The organism is Enterobacter sp. K510, from assembly GCF_055804875.1.
The window spans coordinates 1-23418 of record NZ_JBNRLQ010000009.1; the positions used below are offsets into that span (position 1 = coordinate 1).

At 56.7% G+C, this 23418-nt stretch carries 19 protein-coding genes and 1 rRNA gene; 15 read left to right on the forward strand and 5 right to left on the reverse strand.

What is annotated here, in order from left to right; all coding sequences use genetic code 11:
• The 6 genes from rrf to aceK all read left to right on the forward strand — a co-directional run.
• Positions 1–76, forward strand: a 5S ribosomal RNA gene (rrf, locus tag ACQUTD_RS15895); the annotation flags it as partial.
• A gap of 126 nt (positions 77–202) precedes the next feature.
• Complete coding sequence (locus ACQUTD_RS15900) at positions 203–658, forward strand: DUF4385 domain-containing protein (protein ID WP_318364182.1); 456 nt, start codon at positions 203–205, stop codon at positions 656–658.
• A 138-nt stretch (positions 659–796) separates the two neighbouring features.
• Complete coding sequence (gene metA, locus ACQUTD_RS15905; RefSeq protein WP_318364181.1) at positions 797–1726, forward strand: homoserine O-acetyltransferase MetA; 930 nt, start codon at positions 797–799, stop codon at positions 1724–1726.
• A gap of 243 nt (positions 1727–1969) precedes the next feature.
• Positions 1970–3571, forward strand: a complete 1602-nt coding sequence (aceB, locus tag ACQUTD_RS15910) for a malate synthase A (RefSeq protein ID WP_473277441.1) — start codon at positions 1970–1972, stop codon at positions 3569–3571.
• A gap of 30 nt (positions 3572–3601) precedes the next feature.
• Positions 3602–4906, forward strand: a complete 1305-nt coding sequence (gene aceA / locus ACQUTD_RS15915) for an isocitrate lyase (RefSeq protein ID WP_473277440.1) — start codon at positions 3602–3604, stop codon at positions 4904–4906.
• Between the two features lie 111 nt (positions 4907–5017).
• Complete coding sequence (gene aceK, locus ACQUTD_RS15920; RefSeq protein WP_473277439.1) at positions 5018–6748, forward strand: bifunctional isocitrate dehydrogenase kinase/phosphatase; 1731 nt, start codon at positions 5018–5020, stop codon at positions 6746–6748.
• Between the two features lie 84 nt (positions 6749–6832).
• Here the strand turns inward: aceK and iclR are convergent, their stop codons facing one another.
• Positions 6833–7660: a glyoxylate bypass operon transcriptional repressor IclR gene (iclR, locus tag ACQUTD_RS15925; protein ID WP_318372952.1), complete on the reverse strand. Its 828-nt coding sequence runs from the start codon at positions 7658–7660 to the stop codon at positions 6833–6835.
• A 193-nt stretch (positions 7661–7853) separates the two neighbouring features.
• Between iclR and metH the strand changes: the two genes are divergently transcribed.
• Together metH and ACQUTD_RS15935 are read left to right on the forward strand one after the other, a co-directional pair.
• The gene (gene metH / locus ACQUTD_RS15930) at positions 7854–11537 is read left to right on the forward strand and encodes a methionine synthase (protein ID WP_473277438.1); all 3684 of its coding nucleotides are present in this window, start codon (positions 7854–7856) and stop codon (positions 11535–11537) included.
• Between the two features lie 157 nt (positions 11538–11694).
• Entirely contained in the window at positions 11695–13326 is a 1632-nt protein-coding gene (locus tag ACQUTD_RS15935; RefSeq protein ID WP_072570161.1) for a Na/Pi cotransporter family protein, read from the forward strand.
• 35 nt (positions 13327–13361) lie between these two features.
• Here ACQUTD_RS15935 and ACQUTD_RS15940 read toward each other — a convergent pair whose 3' ends face one another.
• Both ACQUTD_RS15940 and ACQUTD_RS15945 read right to left on the reverse strand, forming a co-directional pair.
• Positions 13362–13667, reverse strand: a complete 306-nt coding sequence (locus ACQUTD_RS15940; RefSeq protein WP_318377081.1) for a type II toxin-antitoxin system YafQ family toxin — start codon at positions 13665–13667, stop codon at positions 13362–13364.
• A complete protein-coding gene (locus ACQUTD_RS15945) occupies positions 13648–13926 on the reverse strand; it encodes a type II toxin-antitoxin system RelB/DinJ family antitoxin (protein WP_318377080.1) in 279 nt (92 codons plus the stop codon). Before ACQUTD_RS15945 ends, ACQUTD_RS15940 begins: the two co-directional genes overlap by 20 nt.
• 150 nt (positions 13927–14076) lie before the next feature.
• Between ACQUTD_RS15945 and rluF the strand changes: the two genes are divergently transcribed.
• Positions 14077–14946, forward strand: coding sequence for a 23S rRNA pseudouridine(2604) synthase RluF (rluF, locus tag ACQUTD_RS15950; protein WP_318372947.1), 870 nt, complete (start codon positions 14077–14079; stop codon positions 14944–14946).
• A 3-nt stretch (positions 14947–14949) separates the two neighbouring features.
• Here rluF and ACQUTD_RS15955 read toward each other — a convergent pair whose 3' ends face one another.
• Positions 14950–15222, reverse strand: a complete 273-nt coding sequence (locus ACQUTD_RS15955) for a YjbD family protein (protein ID WP_072570165.1) — start codon at positions 15220–15222, stop codon at positions 14950–14952.
• Positions 15223–15351: 129 nt separating this feature from the next.
• Positions 15352–16713, reverse strand: coding sequence for a lysine-sensitive aspartokinase 3 (lysC, locus tag ACQUTD_RS15960; protein ID WP_473277437.1), 1362 nt, complete (start codon positions 16711–16713; stop codon positions 15352–15354).
• Positions 16714–17009: 296 nt separating this feature from the next.
• On the opposite strand from lysC, the gene pgi reads away from it, so the two are divergent.
• The 6 genes from pgi (at position 17010) to psiE (ending at position 23408) form a co-directional block, all read left to right on the forward strand.
• Positions 17010–18659 carry a glucose-6-phosphate isomerase gene (gene pgi, locus ACQUTD_RS15965; protein WP_321988432.1) on the forward strand — a complete coding sequence of 550 codons (1650 nt, stop codon included), beginning with the start codon at positions 17010–17012 and terminating at the stop codon, positions 18657–18659.
• A gap of 411 nt (positions 18660–19070) precedes the next feature.
• The gene (yjbE, locus tag ACQUTD_RS15970) at positions 19071–19313 is read left to right on the forward strand and encodes an exopolysaccharide production protein YjbE (protein ID WP_072570168.1); all 243 of its coding nucleotides are present in this window, start codon (positions 19071–19073) and stop codon (positions 19311–19313) included.
• Positions 19314–19374: 61 nt separating this feature from the next.
• Positions 19375–20016, forward strand: a complete 642-nt coding sequence (locus ACQUTD_RS15975) for a YjbF family lipoprotein (protein ID WP_072570169.1) — start codon at positions 19375–19377, stop codon at positions 20014–20016.
• Complete coding sequence (locus ACQUTD_RS15980; RefSeq protein ID WP_318372943.1) at positions 20013–20747, forward strand: capsule biosynthesis GfcC D2 domain-containing protein; 735 nt, start codon at positions 20013–20015, stop codon at positions 20745–20747. The genes ACQUTD_RS15975 and ACQUTD_RS15980 overlap by 4 nt, the downstream gene beginning before the upstream one ends.
• Positions 20747–22843: a YjbH domain-containing protein gene (locus ACQUTD_RS15985; RefSeq protein WP_473277436.1), complete on the forward strand. Its 2097-nt coding sequence runs from the start codon at positions 20747–20749 to the stop codon at positions 22841–22843. The genes ACQUTD_RS15980 and ACQUTD_RS15985 overlap by 1 nt, the downstream gene beginning before the upstream one ends.
• Positions 22844–22997: 154 nt before the next feature.
• Entirely contained in the window at positions 22998–23408 is a 411-nt protein-coding gene (psiE, locus tag ACQUTD_RS15990; protein ID WP_072570175.1) for a phosphate-starvation-inducible protein PsiE, read from the forward strand.
• Positions 23409–23418 lie beyond the last annotated feature (10 nt).

A 23418-nucleotide genomic window follows, 5' to 3' on the forward strand; every position in this document is an offset into this window, starting at 1 on the left:
CGAACTCAGAAGTGAAACGCCGTAGCGCCGATGGTAGTGTGGGGCCTCCCCATGCGAGAGTAGGGAACTGCCAGGCATCAAATAAAGCAGAAGGCCATCCTCACGGATGGCCTTTTTGCGTTTTTATCCTTCCTGATCCTGCCCACGCATTTCATCAATCTCGTCTAAAATAGTCCTGTGCCATTCATCCGGAGGACGTTTTTTGCCTAACCCGCCTTTCAACTACGAACAGGATTTCAACAGCATCGATTTCCGCGCGCATCCGGAACTGTACCAGGTTGGCCGCGGCGAGCAGGGCGTATTGCTTGTCGAGCCCTATAAAAGCGAGATCCTCCCACTCTGGCGCTTTAAAACCCCTGAAATAGCCGCGTTGTCTGCGCAGCAAATCATGGAAAAGTTCGAGGAATACCGTCAGCAGGACGACTTTGTCGGCATGGATATGGCCCGCAAATTTATTCAGATGGGCTATACCCGCGCCAGACGCTACGCTAATCACCCCGGCGGAAGAAAATACGATGAAGATAAAAACGTTTTGCCGCGCCAGAACGACCCCATAAAAGCCGAAGCCGCGACCATCTTCAAAAAATACTGGGATAATCTGCGCGCTGACGAAGACTATCTGCGCCGCAAAAAAGCCCATCAGCAAAAATACGGCTGATCGCCAGACGCTTATTCCAAACGCTACCTGAAAATTTCTCAACTGGCATATGCAGGCTCGACATTTCTGCCATTCCTGGTTATTGTCAGCTGTCTGGATGTCTAAACGTTTATACGTATGCTTTGAGGATTTAAGGTTATGCCGATTCGGGTACAGGACGAGCTGCCAGCCGTCAATTTCTTACGTGATGAAAACGTCTTCGTCATGACGACATCCCGTGCAACAGGTCAGGAGATCCGCCCGCTGAAGGTGCTGATCCTCAATCTGATGCCAAAGAAAATCGAAACGGAAAACCAGTTCCTGCGATTGCTGTCGAACTCCCCGCTACAGGTGGATATTCAGCTGCTGCGTATTGATGCCCGCGAATCCCGCAACACGCCTGCGGAGCATCTGAACAACTTTTACTGTAACTTCGAGGATATCTGTAATGATAACTTCGATGGCCTGATCGTCACCGGCGCGCCGCTGGGCCTGGTGGAGTTTAATGACGTTGCCTACTGGCCGCAGATCAAACAGGTGCTGGAATGGGCCAAAGATCATGTCACTTCAACGCTATTTGTCTGTTGGGCAGTGCAGGCGGCGCTCAATATCCTCTATGGCATTCCCAAGCAGACCCGCAAAGACAAACTCTCTGGCGTGTATGAACACCATATCACCCAACCCCATGCCTTGCTCACCCGTGGTTTTGATGATGTCTTTCTGGCGCCGCACTCCCGCTTTGCCGACTTCCCGGCGGCGCTGATCCGTGACTACACCGATCTGGAGATCTTCGCTGAAACCGCCGATGGCGATGCCTATCTGTTCGGCAGTAAAGACAAACGTATTGCCTTCGTTACCGGGCATCCTGAATACGATGCCGATACGCTTGCCGGCGAGTATTTCCGCGATGTGGAAGCCGGGCTGAACCCCGACGTGCCGTACAACTATTTTCCGGGCAACGATCCGCAGCATGTGCCGCGCGCCAGCTGGCGCAGCCACGGTAATTTGCTGTTCACCAACTGGCTCAACTACTACGTTTACCAGATCACGCCGTTCGATCTGCGCCATATGAACCCCACGCTGGATTAAGCGTTTCAGCTCCTCTTAAAGCACCTGCGGGTGCTTTTTTTATTTCTGAAAAACACTTCCCGGCACGATTAAATTTTAATCTGTTTGTTATCAATTGGTTAATGCATTATTAATTAAAAAATGGAAATTGTTTTTGATTTTGTGTTTTCGTTGAGTAATCTTAAACCTGCTGAACGAAAACTGCACAGTCTGAATTTCATCAGCGATGAGGATCATTCTGGATCAACAACGAGGAGCCATGGCATGACACAACAGGCAACCACGACTGAAGAACTGGCCTTCAGTCAACCGTATAGCGAGCAGGAGCAGCAGATCCTGACGCCCGAAGCGGTGGAGTTTCTCAGTGAACTGGTGGCGCGCTTTACGCCCAAACGCAACGCCCTGCTGGCAACAAGGCTGCAACAGCAGCTAAAAATAGATAACGGTACGCTGCCCGATTTTATTTCGGAAAGTGCTTCCATTCGTGAAAGCGACTGGAAGATCCGCGGCATCCCGGCGGATTTACGCAACAGACGCGTTGAGATCACCGGGCCGGTCGAGCGCAAAATGGTGATTAACGCCCTCAACGCCAATGTGAATGTCTTCATGGCGGACTTTGAGGACTCGCTGGCGCCCAACTGGCAAAAAGTGATCGAAGGCCAGATCAACCTGCGTGACGCGGTTAACGGCACCATCAGTTACACCAATGAAAGCGGGAAAATCTATCAGCTGAAACCCGATCCTGCGGTGCTGTTTTGCCGTGTGCGCGGTCTTCATCTGCCTGAAAAACACGTTACCTGGCGCGGTGAGCCGATCCCCGGCAGCCTGTTCGACTTCGCGCTCTACTTCTTCCACAACCATAAAAACCTGCTCGCAAAAGGCAGCGGCCCCTATTTCTATCTGCCGAAAACCCAGGCCTGGCAGGAAGCCGCATGGTGGAGCGAGGTATTCAGCTATGCCGAAGATCGCTTCAACCTGCCGCGCGGCACCATTAAAGCCACGCTGCTGATTGAAACCCTGCCCGCGGTTTTCCAGATGGACGAGATCCTGCACGCGCTGCGCGATCATATCGTCGGCCTGAACTGTGGCCGCTGGGATTACATCTTCAGCTATATCAAAACGCTGAAGAACTATCCGGATCGTGTGCTGCCGGATCGTCAGCAGGTGACGATGGATAAGCCATTCCTTAATGCCTACTCGCGTCTGCTGATTAAAACCTGCCACCGCCGCGGCGCCTTTGCGATGGGCGGCATGGCCGCGTTCATTCCGAGTAAAGATCGTGACCGCAATGCGTGGGTGCTGAACAAAGTCAAAGCCGACAAAGAGCTGGAAGCTAAAAACGGTCACGACGGCACCTGGATCGCGCATCCCGGTCTGGCTGATACGGTGATGGACATCTTCAACCATGCGCTGGGCGATAACCCCAACCAACTGCACGTCACCCGCGACGAAGATGCGCCTGTTACCGCCGACGAACTGCTGGCCCCCTGTGACGGCGAGCGTACCGAAGAGGGCATGCGCGCCAATATCCGCGTGGCGGTGCAGTACATCGAAGCCTGGATCTCCGGCAATGGCTGCGTGCCGATTTATGGCCTGATGGAAGACGCTGCAACGGCAGAAATCTCGCGCACCTCAATCTGGCAGTGGATCCATCACGAAAAATCGCTCAGTGACGGCACGCCCGTCACCAAAGCGCTGTTCCGCCGCATGCTGGCGGAAGAGATGCAGGTGATCCAGGAAGAACTGGGTGAACACCGGTTCAGCAGCGGGCGCTTCAGCGATGCCGCGCGCCTGATGGAGCAAATCACCACCTCCGACGAGCTGATCGACTTCCTGACCCTGCCGGGCTACCGCCTGCTGGCGTGATCCCCACATAATAAAAATGGAGCATCTGCGATGAAAACCCGTACCCAACAAATCGAACAACTACAACAAGAATGGACTAACCCGCGCTGGGAGGGCATCCGTCGCCCGTACAGCGCCGATGAAGTGGTGAAGCTGCGCGGCTCGGTGAATCCGGAATGCACGCTCGCTCAGCTGGGCGCCGCCAGAATGTGGCGGCTCCTGCACGGCGAGTCGAAAAAAGGCTATATCAACAGTCTCGGCGCGCTGACCGGCGGTCAGGCACTGCAACAGGCGAAGGCCGGGATCGAAGCGATTTATCTCTCCGGCTGGCAGGTGGCGGCCGATGCTAACCTCGCGTCCAGCATGTATCCGGATCAATCCCTCTATCCGGCGAACTCCGTACCCGCGGTGGTGGATCGGATCAACAATACCTTCCGCCGCGCGGATCAGATCCAGTGGGCGGCAGGCATCGAACCGGGGGATCCGCGCTATGTGGATTACTTCCTGCCGATCGTTGCAGATGCCGAAGCCGGTTTCGGCGGCGTGCTTAACGCGTTCGAACTGATGAAGTCGATGATCGCTGCGGGCGCGGCGGCCGTGCATTTTGAAGATCAGCTCGCCTCGGTGAAAAAATGCGGCCATATGGGCGGCAAAGTGCTGGTGCCGACGCAGGAAGCCATCCAGAAGCTGGTAGCGGCGCGTCTGGCGGCAGACGTGATGGGCGTGCCGACGCTGCTCATCGCCCGTACCGATGCTGACGCCGCCGATCTCATCACCTCCGACTGTGATGAATATGACCGTGAATTTATTACCGGCGAACGCACCAGCGAAGGCTTTTACCGCACACGGGCAGGTATTGAACAGGCGATCAGCCGCGGCCTTGCTTACGCCCCTTATGCCGATCTGGTGTGGTGCGAAACCTCGAAACCGGATCTGGAGCAGGCGAAGCGTTTTGCCGACGCCATTCATGCCCGCTTCCCCGGCAAACTGCTGGCCTATAACTGCTCGCCGTCGTTCAACTGGCAGAAAAATCTCGACGACGCCACCATCGCCAGCTTCCAGCAGCAGCTGGCGGAGATGGGTTACAAATACCAGTTCATCACCCTCGCCGGCATCCACAGCATGTGGTTCAACATGTTCGACCTGGCCCATGCATACGCGCAGGGCGAGGGCATGAAGCATTACGTTGAAAAGGTCCAGCAGCCGGAATTCGCCGCTGCGAAAGAGGGTTACACCTTTGTGTCTCATCAGCAGGAAGTGGGTACCGGTTACTTCGACAAAGTGACGACCATTATTCAGGGCGGCACCTCCTCCGTTACCGCGCTGACCGGTTCGACGGAAGAACAGCAGTTCTGACGTCCTGTTGCCCGGTGGCGTGAGGCTTACCGGGCCTGCGGATCCTGTCGTTGTGCAGGCCGGATAAGCGAAGCGCCATCCGGCAATCCCAATTTCGGACGAGGGCAAAAGATGTCCCGTGACCTGGAACTGTTAATCGCCCAGACCATTCTCCAGGGTTTTGACGCGCAGTATGGGCGCTTTCTGGAAGTGACCTCCGGCGCACAACAGCGCTTTGAGCAGGCGGACTGGCACGCCGTGCAACAGGCGATGAAAAGCCGTATCCATCTCTACGATCATCACGTCGGGCTGGTGGTCGAGCAGTTACGCTGCATCACCGATAACCAGACGCTCAGCGCCGGATTTCTGCTGCGCGTCAAAGAGCAGTACACCGCCTTGCTGCCTGATTATCCGCGTTTTGAAATCGCCGAAAGCTTCTTTAATTCCGTCTACTGCCGCCTGTTCAGTCACCGTCAGCTGACGCCCGAACGGCTGTTTGTGTTCAGCTCACAGCCCGCGCAGCGTCTGCACGTTACGCCGCGGCCGCTGGCGAAAGACTTTACGCCGTATTACGGCTGGCACGCGCTGCTTCATAACGTGCTGGAAGATCTACCCCTGCGACTGCCGTGGCAGGATCAGGCGCGTGATGTGGGTTATATCGTGGCGCATCTGCTGGAAAATTTCGGTGAAGCGCGGTTACGTCAGGCGCGTTTGCAGATCGCCAACGAACTGTTTTATCGCAACAAGGCCGCGTGGCTGGTGGGAAAGCTGATCCTGCCTGACGCCACCGTGCCCTTTTTACTGCCGATCCACCGCGCGGACGATCACCGGCTGTTCGTTGATACCTGCCTGACCACCAGCGCCGAAGCCAGCATCGTCTTTGGCTTCGCCCGCTCCTACTTTATGGTTTACGCCCCTTTTCCCGGCGCGCTGGTGGAATGGCTGCGGGAGATCCTGCCCGGTAAAACCACCGCTGAGCTGTATATGGCGATTGGCTGCCAGAAACATGGCAAAACCGAAAGCTATCGGGAATATCTGCACTATATCGCTGACAGCGACGAGCAGTTTGTTGAAGCGCCTGGCATTCGCGGCATGGTGATGCTGGTGTTCACCCTGCCGGGATTCGACCGGGTGTTTAAGGTCATTAAAGATCGCTTCGCGCCGCAAAAGGAGATGGACGCCGCCCATGTGCGCGCCTGCTACCAGCTGGTTAAGGAGCACGATCGCGTCGGACGCATGGCCGACACCCAGGAGTTTGAAAATTTTGTGCTGGAGAAGCGGCGGATCGCTCCGGCGCTGATGACGCTGCTGATGGAGGAAGCGCCGGGCAAAATCACCGACCTGGGGGATAATATCGCCATCAGCCATCTCTATATTGAACGGCGCATGGTGCCGCTGAATATCTGGCTGGAGCAGGTGGAAGGCCAGGCGTTGCACGACGCCATCGAAGAGTACGGTAACGCCATCCGCCAGCTGGCCGCCGCCAATATTTTCCCCGGCGATATGCTGTTTAAAAACTTCGGCGTGACGCGCCACGGGCGGGTGGTGTTCTATGACTACGATGAAATTTGCTATATGACGGAGGTGAATTTCCGCGACATCCCGCCCGCCCGTTATCCGGAAGATGAGATGAGCGCCGAGCCATGGTACAGCGTGGCGCCGGGGGACGTATTCCCGGAGGAGTTCCGCCACTGGCTGTGCGCCGATCCGCGCTGCCGGGCGCTGTTTGAAGAGCTGCACGCCGATCTCTTTCGCGCGGAGTACTGGCGCGGGTTACAGGAACGCATTCGGCAGGGCTATATAGAAGACGTTTACGCCTATCGCCGCCGCCAGCGTTTCAGCCAGCGTTACGGAGCGGGGTGACAGGCCGGGTATTATGCAATTGTGGTATTTGTAGGCCGGGTAAGGCGTAGCCGCCACCCGGCATCTCTTGGTTGCAACACCACATTACCGTGTGCCGCCGTACGCCAGCGTCACTTCTTTCGCCGCTTTGATCACCAGCGCGCCCAGCTCCGTCACGCGGTCATCGGTAATACGCGAGATCGGCCCGGAAATGGAGATCGCCGCAAAAGGTTCGCGATGCTCATCAAAAATACAGGCCGCCACACAGCGCAGGCCGAGTGCGTGCTCTTCATCATCCAGGGAGTAACCGCGCTTGCGCGTCTGGGCCAGATCTTCTTTCAGATGCAGCGGCGACACCAGAGTCGCATGAGTATATGCATGCAGTCCCTGACGGTGCAGCAGCCCGGTGACCTGCTCTTCAGAAAGCTGCGCCAGAAAGGCTTTCCCCGCGCCGGACGCATGCATCGGCAGCTTACCGCCGATCGGCGCTGACATCCGCATTAACTGCGTGCACTGCACCTGATCGATAATAATCGCCTGATGATCGCTCTGGTCGAGCACCGCCAGATTCACCGTCTCGCCGGAGTCCTCCATCAGCTTGCGCAGAATGGGATGCACAATCGCCAGCAGATTACGGCTTTGCAAAAAACTGCTGCCGATAACGAACGCATGCGCGCCTACAGCCCAGTGCCCCAGCTCACCTACCTGACGGACAAAGCCCAGCTGCTGCATGGTGGTCAGCAGGCGGTGCGTCGTGGAGTTCGGCAGGCCAGCCTGCTGCGCCAGTTCCGTCAGCGCCACGCTGCCATGGGATTCAGCGATCCACTCCAGCAACTTCAGGCCGCGCGTTAGCGACTGCACCTGGCCGGTGGCCTGTTGTGCAGCGGCGGGGGCGGGTTTTCTTCCGCGTTTGGCGGGAACTGTGGCAACCATGGCTGACTCCTTTTCTGTATCGTGGAAATCATTTTCGTTTTATTTGATTATATTGCAACCATCCTCTTACTGATCGGAGGAGTGGTTATGAACATGTCTCATGTTCAGCGCTGTTCTCTTTTCCGCCACAGGGGATTGTGCCAGTATGGTCTGCTGGCCTTTCTGGCCTGGTTGAGCGTCGTCAGGAGCACTCGTGAGCAGCAAAGTTGAGCAACTGCATCAGCAGTTAAAAAAACGCATTCTGGTTCTGGACGGGGGCATGGGCACCATGATCCAGGGCTATCGTCTGAGTGAGCAGGATTTCCGCGGCGAACGTTTCGCCGACTGGCCCTGCGATCTGAAAGGTAACAATGACCTGCTGGTGCTGAGCAAACCGGAGGTGATCACCGCCATCCACAACGCCTATTTTGAGGCGGGCGCGGACATCATTGAAACCAACACCTTTAACTCCACGACAATCGCCATGGCGGATTACCAGATGGAATCCCTGTCGGCGGAGATCAACCGCGAGGCGGCGAAACTGGCCCGCGCCTGTGCCGATGAATGGACAGCCCGCACGCCTGACAGGCCCCGCTATGTGGCGGGCGTGCTCGGCCCGACCAACCGCACGGCGTCTATTTCGCCGAACGTCAACGATCCGGCGTTCCGTAACATCACTTTCGATCAGCTTGTCGAGGCCTACCGGGAATCGACCCGTGCGCTGGTGGAGGGCGGCAGCGACCTGATCCTCATCGAAACCGTGTTCGACACCCTGAACGCCAAAGCAGCGATTTTCGCGGTGAAAGCCGAATTCGACGCGCTGGGCATTGAGCTGCCGATCATGATTTCCGGCACCATTACCGACGCCTCCGGGCGCACGCTGTCCGGGCAGACCACCGAAGCCTTCTATAACTCGCTGCGCCACGCCGATGCGCTCACCTTCGGCCTCAACTGTGCGCTTGGCCCGGATGAACTGCGTCAGTACGTGCAGGAGCTGTCGCGCATCGCGGAGTGCTACGTCACCGCTCACCCGAACGCCGGGCTGCCGAATGCCTTCGGCGAATACGATCTCGACGCCGACACCATGGCCACGCAGATCCGTGAATGGGCCGAAGCGGGCTTTCTGAATATCGTCGGCGGCTGCTGCGGCACCACCCCGGAACACATTGCCGCCATGGATCGCGCGGTGGCGGGATTAGCGCCGCGCGCCATACCGGAGTTGCCGGTAGCCTGTCGCCTTGCCGGGCTGGAGCCGCTGAACATCGGCGCAGACAGCCTGTTTGTGAACGTCGGCGAGCGTACCAACGTCACCGGCTCTGCCAAATTCAAACGCCTGATCAAAGAAGAAAAATATAACGAAGCGCTGGAAGTTGCCCTGCAACAGGTGGAGAGCGGCGCGCAAATTATCGACATCAATATGGATGAGGGGATGCTCGACGCCGAAGCGGCGATGGTGCGTTTCCTCAACCTGATCGCCGGCGAGCCGGACATCGCCCGCGTGCCGATCATGATCGACTCATCCAAATGGGAAGTGATCGAAAAAGGCCTGAAATGCATTCAGGGCAAAGGCATCGTTAACTCCATTTCCATGAAAGAGGGCGTCGAGGCCTTTATTCATCATGCGAAACTGGTGCGGCGCTACGGCGCGGCGATGGTGGTGATGGCGTTCGATGAAGTGGGCCAGGCCGACACCCGCGCGCGTAAAATCGAAATCTGCCGCCGGGCCTATAAAATTCTTACCGAAGAGGTGGGTTTCCCGCCGGAAGACATCATTTTTGACCCGAATATCTTCGCCGTCGCCACCGGCATCGAAGAGCACAACAACTACGCGCAGGACTTTATCGGCGCCTGCGAAGACATTAAACGCGAACTGCCGCACGCGATGATTTCCGGCGGCGTGTCAAACGTCTCCTTCTCCTTCCGTGGCAACGATCCGGTGCGTGAAGCCATTCACGCCGTATTCCTCTATTACGCCATCCGCAACGGCATGGACATGGGCATCGTTAACGCCGGACAGCTGGCGATTTATGACGATCTGCCCGCTGAACTGCGCGACGCGGTGGAAGACGTGGTGCTTAACCGCCGCGACGACGGCACTGAGCGTCTGCTGGATCTGGCGGAAAAATACCGCGGCAGCAAAGCCGACGACGGCGCGAACGCGCAGCAGGCCGAGTGGCGCAGCTGGGACGTGCGTAAACGTCTCGAATACTCGCTGGTCAAGGGCATCACCGAGTTTATTGAAGCGGATACCGAAGAAGCCCGCCAGCAGGCCGAACGCCCCATCCAGGTGATCGAAGGCCCGCTGATGGACGGCATGAACGTGGTTGGCGATCTGTTCGGCGAAGGGAAAATGTTCCTGCCGCAGGTGGTGAAATCCGCCCGCGTCATGAAACAGGCGGTGGCCTGGCTGGAGCCGTACATCGAAGCCAGCAAAGAGAAAGGCAAAACCAACGGCAAAATGGTGATCGCCACCGTGAAGGGCGACGTACACGACATCGGCAAAAATATCGTCGGCGTGGTGTTGCAGTGTAATAACTATGAGATTGTCGATCTGGGCGTGATGGTGCCGGCCGAGAAGATCCTCAAAACCGCCCGTGAAGTGAATGCCGACCTGATTGGTCTGTCCGGCCTTATCACGCCGTCGCTGGATGAAATGGTCAACGTGGCGAAAGAGATGGAGCGCCAGGGCTTTACCATTCCGCTGCTGATTGGCGGGGCAACCACTTCCAAAGCGCACACCGCGGTGAAGATTGAGCAGAACTACAGCGGCCCGACGGTCTACGTGCAAAACGCCTCGCGCACCGTGGGCGTGGTGTCTGCGCTGCTGTCCGACGATCAGCACGACGATTTTGTCGCCCGTACCCGCAAAGAGTACGAAACCGTACGCATTCAGCATGGGCGTAAAAAACCGCGTACCCCGCCGGTCACCTTACAGGCGGCGCGGGAAAACGATCTGGCTTTCGACTGGGAAAGCTACACCCCGCCGGTGGTGCATCGTCCCGGCGTACAGGAAGTCAGCGCCAGCATAGAAACGCTGCGTAACTACATCGACTGGACGCCGTTCTTTATGACCTGGTCGCTGGCCGGAAAATACCCGCGCATTCTTGCAGATGAGGTGGTGGGGGAAGAGGCGCAGCGCCTGTTTAAAGACGCCAACGATCTGCTTGATAAGCTGAGCGCCGAAAAATCGCTTAATCCGCGTGGCGTGGTCGGGCTGTTTCCGGCAAACCGGGTGGGTGATGACGTGGAGATTTACCGCGACGAGTCCCGCACCCGGGTGCTGACGGTGGCGCATCACCTGCGGCAGCAGACCGAGAAGATCGGCTTTGCCAACTACTGCCTTGCCGATTTTGTCGCCCCGAAAAGCAGCGGCAAAGCGGATTATATCGGCGCTTTTGCCGTAACCGGCGGTCTGGAAGAGGACGCGCTGGCTGAGGCCTACGATGCGCAGCACGATGATTACAACAAGATCATGGTCAAGGCCGTCGCCGACCGTCTGGCGGAAGCCTTTGCAGAATACCTTCACGAGCGGGTGCGCAAAGTGTACTGGGGCTACGCGCCGAATGAGAACCTCAGCAACGAGGAGCTGATCCGCGAGAACTACCAGGGGATCCGCCCGGCGCCGGGGTATCCGGCCTGTCCGGAGCACACCGAAAAAGGCACCATCTGGCAACTGCTGGACGTGGAAACCCACACCGGCATGAAGCTGACGGAATCCTTCGCCATGTGGCCGGGCGCGTCGGTATCGGGCTGGTACTTCAGCCATCCTGACAGCAAATACTTTGCGGTTGCGCAGATCCAGCGCGACCAGGTGGAAGACTACGCCCTGCGCAAAGGGATGACGGTAACGGAAGTGGAGCGCTGGCTGGCCCCACATCTGGGCTACGACGCGGATTAACCCTGTCATATTTGGTTAATAATAAACAAGGCACCTTCCGGGTGCCTTGGCACTTTATTACATTTAAGACCTTATACTTACCTGAGTGAACTCACCTTTCCCCACGGGAGAAGAGGAGGAGAAAGGAAACCAACAATACTCAGGAGGCAACCATTCCGTGTTAACGCTGTTACACCTGTTATCCGCTGTCGCCCTGCTGGTCTGGGGAACCCATATCGTGCGCACCGGCGTCATGCGCGTGTTCGGCGCGCGGCTGCGTACCGTACTCAGCCGCAGCGTGGAAAAGAAACCGCTCGCCTTCTGCGCGGGGATTGGCGTCACCGCGCTGGTACAGAGCAGTAACGCCACCACTCTGCTGGTGACCTCTTTCGTCGCCCAGGATCTGGTGGCGCTGGCCCCGGCGCTGGTGATTGTGCTGGGCGCGGATGTTGGTACGGCGCTGATGGCGCGCGTGCTGACCTTTGATCTTTCATGGCTGTCGCCGCTGCTGATATTTATCGGCGTGATTTTCTTCCTTGGCCGCAAACAGACGCGCGCCGGACAGATGGGGCGCGTGGGTATTGGCCTCGGGCTTATTCTGCTGGCGCTGGAGCTGATCGTACAGGCGGTGACGCCCATCACCCAGGCCAACGGTGTAAAAGTGATTTTTGCCTCGCTGACGGGCGATCTGATGCTGGATGCGCTGATAGGCGCAATGTTTGCAGTGATCACCTATTCCAGTCTGGCGGCGGTGCTGCTGACCGCCACGCTGACGGCGGCGGGGGTGATCGCTTTCCCGGTCGCGCTCTGTCTGGTCATTGGCGCAAACCTCGGCTCCGGCCTGCTTGCGGTACTCAATAACAGCGCTGCTAATGCCGCCGCCCGCCGGGTGGCGATGGGCAGCCTGCTGTTTAAGCTGGTGGGCAGCCTGGCGATCCTGCCGTTTGTGCATCTGCTGGCTGATGCCATGGACCGGCTGCCGCTGCCGGAGTCCGAGCTGGTGATCTATTTCCACGTTTTCTACAACCTGATCCGCTGCCTGGTGATGGTGCCTTTTGTCGGGCCGATGGCGAATTTCTGTAAGCGTATCATTCGTGATGAGCCGGAGCTGGATGCGCGCTTAAAACCGAAGCATCTGGATACCAGTGCGCTGGACACCCCCGCGCTGGCGCTGTCCAATGCCGCGCGCGAAACGCTGCGCATGGGCGACGCCATGGAGCAGATGCTGGTGGATTTTAAAAAGGTGATGCACGGCGAGCCGCGTCAGGAAAAAGAGCTGCGTAAAACAGCGGATGACATCAACGTGCTCTACACCGCCATCAAACTCTACCTGGCGCGTATGCCGAAGGACGAACTGGCGGAGGAAGAATCCCGCCGCTGGGCGGAAATTATTGAAATGTCCCTTAACCTCGAACAGGCGTCGGACATTGTCGAGCGGATGGGTAGCGAAATCGCCGATAAATCCCTCTCCGCACGGCGGGCGTTTTCGCTGGAAGGCTTAAACGAACTGGACGCGCTGCTGGAGCAGTTGCTCAGCAACCTGCAACTGGCGATGTCGGTATTCTTTTCCGGCGATGTACCCAGCGCCCGCCGCCTGCGCCGCCGCAAACACCGTTTCCGCATCCTCAACCGGCGCTACTCTCATGCGCACGTTGATCGGCTACATCAGCAAAACGTGCAGAGTATTGAAACCAGTTCGCTGCATCTGGGGCTGCTGGGGGACATGAAACGTCTGAACTCGCTGTTCTGCGCGGTGGCCTACAGCGTGATGGAACAACCGGATGAAGACGACGAGCGCGACGAGTATTAATATTTTCTCTGTGCCGGATAGCCATGCTGTCCGGCTCAGCCAAAGAGTTCACTGTGCGTACCGAGATCGATAAAGGTGACCAGGTTTTGGGTGTCATCAAGCCGGTAAACCAGCAGGAAATCACCCCCGATATGTAACTCTCTGGCGCCTGCCCATTCCGCCCCGTTCAGTTCATGATCCAGATATTCAGCAGGCAATGTGGTCTGACAGAAAATGAGTGACATAACGTCCGCAACAGCATGCATATTACGTCGGCCAGCTTTGTTGTAACGTGCCCAGGACTTTGCAAAAGTGCGGGTATATTCCACCCGGCGAGGGAGTTTACTTCTCTTGTGATTCATCGTCGTTCAGTCCCTTGAGCATATCGTCCACCGACGTAAAGCGATGACTTGCTTTCGTTTCGATCTCCGTTGCTTCCTGCAACGCGATTTTCATTCTGGCAGAAGGGCGCTTAACCTCAAACGGGATACCCTGATGGCTGACCACCTGTTCAAGGAAAAGGCGAACGGCGCTGCTTACCGTAAGTCCACAGTCGCGTAATACCTGACTCGCTTCATTTTTCAGCTCCTCAGAAATACGCATTTTAATGCTGGTTTGCATAAATCTATTCTCCACAAAGTTGTGGGTACATTGTGGGTCCACTGTGCTTATTTTTCAAGCATTGCGCTGTCAGAGAGAAACCTGTGACCTCACAAAGCCATTTTTTCTGACGCGGCAGGTAAGGTATATTCCGCTTTTACAGGAGAATTTATGCTGCCAGACTCATCAACCCGATTAAACAAATACATTAGCGAAAGCGGGATCTGCTCGCGTCGCGAGGCTGACCGTTACATCGAGCAGGGAAACGTCTTTATTAACGGCAAACGCGCCGCTATTGGCGACCAGGTCTCTCCCGGCGATGTGGTAAAAGTTAACGGTCAGTTGATTGAGCCGCGGGAAGCGGAAGATTTGGTGTTTATCGCGCTGAATAAACCCGTGGGGATCGTCAGCACCACGGAAGACAGCGAAAAAGACAACATTGTGGATTTCGTGAACCACAGTAAGCGCGTTTTCCCCATCGGGCGTCTGGATAAAGACTCGCAGGGGCTGATTTTCCTCACCAACCACGGCGATCTGGTGAATAAAATCCTGCGCGCCGGTAACGATCACGAAAAAGAGTATCTGGTGACGGTCAACAAACTGGTTACCGATGAGTTTATTCGCGGCATGGGCGCAGGCGTGCCGATCCTCGGTACGGTAACCAAAAAGTGCAAAGTCAAAAAGGAAGCGCCCTTTACCTTCCGTATTACGCTGGTTCAGGGGCTGAACCGTCAGATCCGCCGCATGTGCGAACATTTCGGTTATGAAGTGACGAAGCTGGAGCGCACGCGCATCATGAACGTCAGTCTCAGCGGATTACCGCAGGGGGAGTGGCGCGATCTGACGGACGATGAGCTGATTGGCCTGTTTAAGCTGATTGAAAATTCCAGTTCGGAAGCAAAGCCGAAAGGAAAAGCCAAACCGAAGGCCCAGTCCGCGAAAGCGCCTGCGGCGAAAGCCGCGAAGCCCGACGACAAAAGCCGGGCGAAACCTGCCGGCAAACGCTTCGTGCAGCCGGGCCGTAAGAAAAAAGGCCGCTAAACCCTAACGCTTGCCGCGCGTGGAGGTATTGGCAGACCAGGAATAGGTCGCCTCCGCGTCCGGTTTATAGGCTTTTTGCTTCTTCGCCTGTCGCGCCTTTTTGGCCGCCGCTTCACGCTCCGCCATCAGTTTATCGATGTACTCTTTTTTCACATGATTGGTTTCAGAATTGGTGAGCAGACGCCCGTGTGATATGCGTGCGCGGTCGAGCAGTGTTTTCAGCTCGCGCTGTTCACTTTCCGTCATATCTTGTTGTGTCAGTCTTGCAATAGCCATGGTGACGATCTCCTGGGGAAAGTGCCACGAGTGTACGTGATGAACGCGATCCATGCAGTAACCTTCGTCGCACAAAAAAATGCCGGGTAAAAACCCGGCAGCAAGGCGTGATAAACGACAGCAGCACTCTTACTCAAATAAATTGTGATGCAGTTTCTGCACGACCTGCTCAGCCTCGCCGCCCGGCACCAGGAAGCACAGGTTATGGCTGGATGCGCCATAGCAAATCATGCGGATATTGAACGGCTCCAGCACGCCAAACACCTCTTTGCCCACGCCGCAGGCTTTCGACAGATCGTTGCCGATCAGCGCCACCAGCGCGAGATTTTCTTCCACTTCCACACGGCACAGGGCCGACAGCTCCATCAGCAGCGATTGCGTCAGCAGCGTATCGCCGGTGGAGGTGGAGCCGGTGGTGTCCAGCGTCAGCGCCACGCTGACTTCGGAGGTGGTGATCAGATCCACGGAAATATTGTGACGGGCGAGGATGCCGAATACCTCCGCCAGAAAACCGCGGGAGTGCAGCATGTTCAGGCTGTGCAGAGTGACCAGCGTCTGCTTACGACGCAGCGCCAGCGCGCGGAACAGCGGCGGGTTTTGCGTTTCATTGCATACCAGCGTGCCGCCTGCCTGCGGATCTTTGCTTGAACCGACAAACACCGGTATATCGCTGCGCACGGCGGGCAGCAGGGTTGCCGGGTGCAGCACTTTCGCGCCGAAGGTCGCCATTTCGGCGGCTTCTTCAAAGGCGATTTCGTCGATGCGTTTTGCCGCTGGCACCACGCGCGGATCGGTGGTGTAGATGCCCGGTACATCCGTCCAGATATCAACGCGGGTGGCGTGCAGCGCTTCTGCCAGCAGTGCCGCCGTGTAATCGCTGCCGCCGCGACCAAGCGTGGTGGTACGGCCTTTGGATTCGCTGCCGATAAAGCCCTGGGTGATCACCAGGCCTTCTTCCAGACGCGGCGCAAGCTGTTGTTTCGCCAGCTCCGCCAGCGCGGTGACGTCCGGCTCGGCACGGCCAAAGCGGTCACTGGTGCGCATGATTTTACGCACGTCAAACCAGCGGGCGTCGACGTTGCGCTCACGCAGGATCTCTACAAACAGCAGGGTGGACATTAATTCGCCATGGCTGACCAGTTCATCGGTCAGCGCGGTAGAGGTGGCCAGCGACGCCGCTTCCGCCAGCGTGGTGATGTTTTCCAGCAGGCGGTCGATTTCCTCGCGGATGACGTTCGGATTGCGCATACGCTCCAGAATGTCGAACTGGATTTTGCGAATGGCGTCCAGCTTCACGAAGCGCTCAGTGGCTTCAAGCCCCTCTGCCAGCGCCACCAGCAGGTTGGTGACGCCCGCTGACGCTGAGAGCACCACCAGGCGCACGCTGTCGTCAGAGAGCACCACATCGGCGCTGCGGTTCATGGCATCAAAATCGGCAACGCTGGTGCCGCCGAATTTGGCGACGATGAGCGGGGATACAGCTTCTGTCATAACGACCTCGTGTCAGGGAGAGAAAAAGCGACCATGGCACAAGGGCATATCGAAAACCGGTGCTGGCGCAAATACCGTATTTATAAATAAAAGGTGCGGCGGGCAGTGTCAACGCCGGGATTATGCGGATTATTCATGTTATCCAGCCGCCCAGGAAATTAACTTATAACGGCTATACTTTGCGCGGGCCTTCCTCTTAACGCGACGATCCCCATTACACAAAAACCATCACAATTTTTGTGCGCAGGCGCTACAATCGACCGCAGTTAACATTCTCAAATCAGAAGAGTATTGCCATGAAAAACATTAACCCGAAGCAAACTTCTGCCTGGCAGGCACTGCAAAAACACTATGAGGCGATGAAAGATGTGACCATCGCCGAGCTCTTCGCGCAGGACAGCGATCGTTTCGCGAAGTTCTCCGCCACCTTTAACGATCAGATGCTGGTGGATTTCTCCAAAAACCGCATCACTGAAGAAACGCTCTCCCTGTTACAGGATCTGGCCAAAGAAACCGATCTGGCTGGCGCCATCAAATCCATGTTCTCCGGTGAGAAGATCAACCGCACGGAAGATCGCGCGGTGTTGCACGTCGCGCTGCGTAACCGCAGCAATACGCCAATCCTCGTTGACGGCAAAGATGTGATGCCGGAAGTGAACGCAGTGCTGGAAAAAATGAAAGCCTTCTCGGAAGCGATCATTTCCGGTAGCTGGAAAGGCTATACCGGCAAGCCGATCACCGACGTGGTGAACATTGGTATCGGCGGCTCCGACCTCGGCCCGTTCATGGTGACCGAAGCGCTGCGCCCGTACAAAAACCACCTCAACATGCACTTTGTCTCTAACGTCGATGGCACCCACATCGCGGAAGTGCTGAAGAAAGTGAACCCGGAAAGCACGCTGTTCCTCGTGGCGTCCAAAACCTTCACCACCCAGGAAACCATGACCAACGCCCTGAGCGCTCGCGAATGGTTCCTGAAAACCGCCGGCGATCAGCAGCACGTTGCGAAACACTTCGCCGCGCTCTCCACCAATGCGAAAGCAGTAGGCGAATTTGGTATTGATACCGCCAATATGTTCGAGTTCTGGGACTGGGTGGGCGGCCGTTACTCCCTGTGGTCAGCGATTGGTCTGTCGATCATCCTGTCCGTTGGCTTTGACAACTTTGTGGAACTGCTGTCCGGCGCGCACGCGATGGATAAGCACTTCTCCACCACCGCGCCGGAGCAAAACCTGCCGGTCCTGCTGGCGCTGATCGGCATCTGGTACAACAACTTCTTCGGCGCTGAAACCGAAGCGATCCTGCCGTACGACCAGTACATGCACCGTTTTGCCGCGTACTTCCAGCAGGGCAACATGGAATCCAACGGTAAGTATGTTGACCGTAACGGTAATCCGGTGGATTACCAGACTGGCCCGATCATCTGGGGTGAGCCGGGCACCAACGGCCAGCACGCGTTCTATCAGCTGATCCACCAGGGAACCAAAATGGTGCCGTGCGATTTCATCGCCCCGGCAATCACCCATAACCCGCTGTCTGATCACCATCCGAAGCTGCTGTCTAACTTCTTCGCTCAGACCGAAGCGCTGGCGTTTGGTAAATCCCGTGAGGTGGTTGAGCAGGAATATGCCGACCAGGGTAAAGATCCGAAAACGCTGGAGCACGTGGTGCCGTTTAAAGTGTTCGAAGGCAACCGCCCGACCAACTCCATCCTGCTGCGCGAAATCACGCCGGCAAGCCTGGGCGCGCTGATTGCGCTCTATGAGCACAAAATCTTCACCCAGGGCGCGATCCTCAACATCTTCACCTTTGACCAGTGGGGCGTAGAGCTTGGTAAGCAGCTGGCGAACCGCATCCTGCCGGAGCTGGGCGATGAAAAAGAAATCAGCAGCCACGACAGCTCAACCAATGGCCTGATCAACCGCTACAAGTCCTGGCGTAAATAAGGCATTGCAGGCCCGTGCAGGCGTAGCGTCGCCGGGCTATTTAAAATATCCATCTATACTAAAAGCCGATATTAGTATCGGCTTTTCTTATCGGATAATTCCCGTTGTCTGTGCCTTGCTGCAAATTCCTGTATTGAGTTTAATCTGAAAATCCAGAATGACCTGTTATTACCTGAGGGTTATTTTAGGATAATACGTAGCTTAAATCCTCAGCACCTCTATTTTATCCTTTTGAATTTAAATATATTAAAATTAAGTGAAGCGGTTTGACCGCAGGCCATTGTCCAATTATCTTAAAACCCTGTGGCTATTTCCCTGCTACGTAATTCGCCTGCCTTAGTTGTGTATACTCGATCGCGCCTGAGTCTCTCTCGGGTAAAAAATCCATTCATTCAATGAAGGGAAATTGATATGCGTAAAGTCCTGTATGGCATTTTTGCCATTTCAGCGCTGGCGGCGACGTCTGCGTTTGCGGCACCGGTGCAAGTCGGTGAAGCTGCAGGGTCGGCTGCAACGTCGGTATCGGCGGGCAGCTCGTCTGCGACAAGCGTCAGCACCGTGAGTTCTGCGGTGGGTGTCGCGCTCGCAGCGACCGGCGGTGGTGATGGATCCAATACCGGAACCACCACTACAACGACCACAAGTACCCAGTAATCGGGGGTACATTAACCATAACCACACTTCGGTGTGGTTATTTTGACCCTGGAGAATTGTTGTGAAGCGAGCCGGAATTGTTCTGCTTTGTCTGTTGCTTCAGGCGTGCTCCGGCACGACCAAAGGACTGGGAAGCGCGCTGTGGGATAGCATGTTCGGCACCCCTGGCGTCCATCTCACGGATGAAGACATCGCGGACATGCCCTACGCGAGCCAGTACATGCAGCTCAACGGCGGACCGCAGTTATTTGTGGTGCTGGCGTTCTCAGAAAACGGCCAGCTGAAATGGGTGACGCAGGATCAGGCCACTATCGTGACTCAGCATGGGCGCATCGTTAAGACCCTGATCGGCCAGGATAACCTTATCGAGGTGAACAATCTCGCCGCCGATCCGCTGACCAAACCCAATCAGGTGCGGGACGGCGCAAGCTGGACGCGGACGATGGGCTGGACGGAACACGGCCAGGTGCGTTACGCCACCGCGCAATCGACCTTCCGCTGGGCGGGCACCGATACTCTCGCGCTTGGCAGCGATGTCACCGACGTCCGCGTGCTGGAAGAAGAAGTGACCACCGATCAAAAAACATGGACTAACCGTTTCTGGATAGACAGTGAAGGGCAAATCAGGCAGTCAACCCAGTATCTGGGCGCTGATTATTTCCCCATCAACACTATGTTGATTAAGGCTGCAAAAGAAAAATGAAGGCACTTATCACATCGTTACTTTTAACCCTGATGCCTCCGCTGGCTTTTGCTGCGGGCACTATCAAGGTTTATTCGCCGGACAGCACACAGCCGAAAACATTAACCGATGCCCCTTTTCTGATTGATTTAGTCGGGCAGCCCCGGCTGGCAAACAGCTGGTGGCCGGGCGCGGTGATCAGCGAAGGCAAAGCCACGGTGATTGCCGAACAGCGTCATCAGGCGCTGCTGGCGCGTCTTGGCGCGCTGGCGAGTGAAGAAGAGGGCGACGATGCCGCCGCCATTAACAGCGTGCGCCGTCAGTTGCAGGCGGTGAAAGTGACCGGACGTCAGCTGGTGCCGCTCGATCCGGATCGGGTGCGCGTCGAACCTACGGCCAACCGTCCGCTGGAAGGTGAGTACACACTGTGGGTGGGGCCGCAGCCTGCTACCGTGACGGTCGCGGGGCTTATCAGCAGCCCCGGTAAGAAGCCCTTTCAGCCCGGGCGCGATGTGGCGGGCTATCTCGATGACATGAGCCTGCTCAGCGGCGCGGAACGAAGCTATGCGTGGGTGATTTACCCTGACGGGCGTACCGAGAATGTGCCTGTGGCGTACTGGAACCGGCGGCATGTCGAGCCGATGCCGGGCAGCGTGATCCTGGTCGGCTTTGCCGACTCGATCTGGAGCAGCCAGTACGAAGAAATTAACGCCGATATTCTTTACTCCCTCACGCATCGGATCCCGGATTAATGAAAAAAATCTATCTCTACAGTCTGCTGGCGCTGGGGGTGAACGCGGCGTGCCATGCAGAAACCTATCCGGCCCCCATTGGCCCGTCGCAGTCCGATTTTGGCGGCGTTGGCCTGTTGCAGACGCCCACGGCGCGCATGGCGCGTGAAGGCGAGATCAGCCTCAACTATCGCGATAACGATCAGTACCGCTACTATTCCGGCTCGGTGCAGCTTTTCCCGTGGCTGGAAACCACTCTGCGCTATACCGACGTGCGTACCCGTCAGTACAGCAGCGTGGATGCGTTTTCCGGCGACCAGACTTACAAAGATAAAGCCTTCGATTTAAAACTGCGCCTGTGGGAAGAGGGTTACTGGCTGCCGCAGGTGGCGGTGGGCGCGCGCGATATCGGCGGTACCGGCCTGTTTGACGCCGAATACATCGTGGCGAACAAAGCCTGGGGACCCTTTGATTTCTCGCTCGGCCTCGGCTGGGGCTATCTTGGCACCTCGGGCAACATCAAAAACCCGCTCTGTACCTACAGCAATAAATATTGCGTACGCGATAACAGCTACAATCAGGCCGGCTCTGTGGATGCCAGCCAGATGTTCCACGGGCCGACTTCGCTGTTCGGCGGCGTAGAGTACCAGACGCCGTGGCAGCCGCTGCGCCTGAAGCTGGAATATGAAGGTAACAACTACGAGCAGGACTTCGCGGGCAAACTGCCGCAACGCAGCAACTTCAACGTCGGGGCGATTTATCGCGTCACCGACTGGGCCGACGTCAATGTCAGCTATGAGCGCGGCAACACCTTCATGTTTGGCGTCACGCTGCGTAATAACTTTAACGATTTGCGCCCAAGCTATAACGATAACGCCCGTCCGCAATACCAGCCGCAGCCGCAGGACGCCATCCTGCAACATTCTGTGGTGGCGAATCAGCTGACGCTGCTGAAATATAACGCGGGCCTTGCGGATCCGCAGATTCAGGTGAAAGACGATACCCTGTACGTTACCGGCGAGCAGGTGAAATACCGCGACTCGCAGGAAGGGATCGAGCGCGCCAACCGCATCATCATGAACGATTTGCCGGACGGCATTCGCACCATCCGCGTGACGGAAAATCGTCTGAACATGCCGCAGGTGACCACTGAAACCGACGTCGCCAGCCTGCAACGCCATTTACAGGGCGAGCCGCTGGGACATGAAACCGAACTGGTGCAAAAACGTGTTGAGCCGGAGGTGCCGGACTCCACCGAGCAGGGCTGGTATATCGAAAAATCCCGTTTCGATTTTCATATCGATCCGGTGCTCAACCAGTCCGTAGGCGGCCCGGAAAGCTTCTACATGTACCAGCTGGGCGTGATGGCGACTGCCGATCTGTGGCTGACCGACCACCTGCTGACCACCGGCAGTCTGTTCGGCAACATCGCCAACAACTACGACAAATTCAACTACACCAACCCGCCGAAGGATTCGCTGCTGCCGCGCGTGCGTACCCATGTGCGTGATTACGTTGAAAACGACTACTACGTTAACAACATGCAGGCCAACTACTTCCAGTATCTCGGCAACGGCTTCTACGGCCAGGTGTACGGCGGCTATCTGGAAACCATGTACGGTGGCGCAGGCGCCGAAGTGCTGTGGCGTCCGGTGGACAGCAACTGGGCGTTCGGCATTGATGCCAACTACGTGAAACAGCGTGACTGGCGCGGTCCGAAAGAGATGATGAAGTTCACCGATTACAGTGTGAAAACCGGCCATCTCACCGCCTACTGGACGCTGCCGTTCGCGCAGGATGTGCTGATCAAGGCCAGCGTCGGGCAGTATCTGGCAGGCGATAAGGGCGGCACCCTGGAAGTGGCGAAACACTTCGACAGCGGCGTCGTGGTGGGCACCTATGCCACCATCACCAACGTGTCGCCTGAAGAGTACGGCGAAGGCGACTTCACCAAAGGCGTCTATGTCTCGATACCGCTGGATCTGTTCTCGACCGGCCCGACCCGCAGCCGCGCTGGCATCGGCTGGACACCGCTGACGCGTGACGGTGGTCAGATGCTGGGCCGTAAATTCCAGCTGTATGATATGACCAGCGATCGCTCCATTAACTTCCGCTAATAACGTGCCGGGCGGCGCTGCGCTTGCCCGGCCTACATCCACTCAGTAGGCCCGGTAAGCGCAGCGCCACCGGGCATTACCGCAAAATAAAAAAGTAGATCCAGATCACATTTCTGCGCTATACAGTAAGCTCGTCACTGTAATGAGGTGCTGTATGACATCGCTAAGTCGTCCCCGCGTTGAGTTCATCTCCACCATTTTGCAGACTGTGCTCAGTTTAGGTCTGCTCAGCCTTGGCCTGATCTTGGTGGTCTTTCTTGGCAAAGAGACGCTGCATCTGGCAGATGTGCTTTTTGCGCCGGAGCGCACCAGCAAATATGAGCTGGTAGAAGGGCTGGTGGTTTATTTTCTCTACTTCGAATTTATCGCGCTGATCGTGAAATACTTTCAGTCCGGTTATCACTTTCCGCTGCGCTATTTTATCTATATCGGCATTACCGCCATCGTGCGGCTGATCATCGTCGATCATAAATCGCCGATGGACGTGCTGATCTACTCCGCGGCGATCCTGCTGCTGGTCCTGACGTTATGGCTGTGTAACTCGAAACGGCTCAAGCGCGAATAAAAAAAGGCGG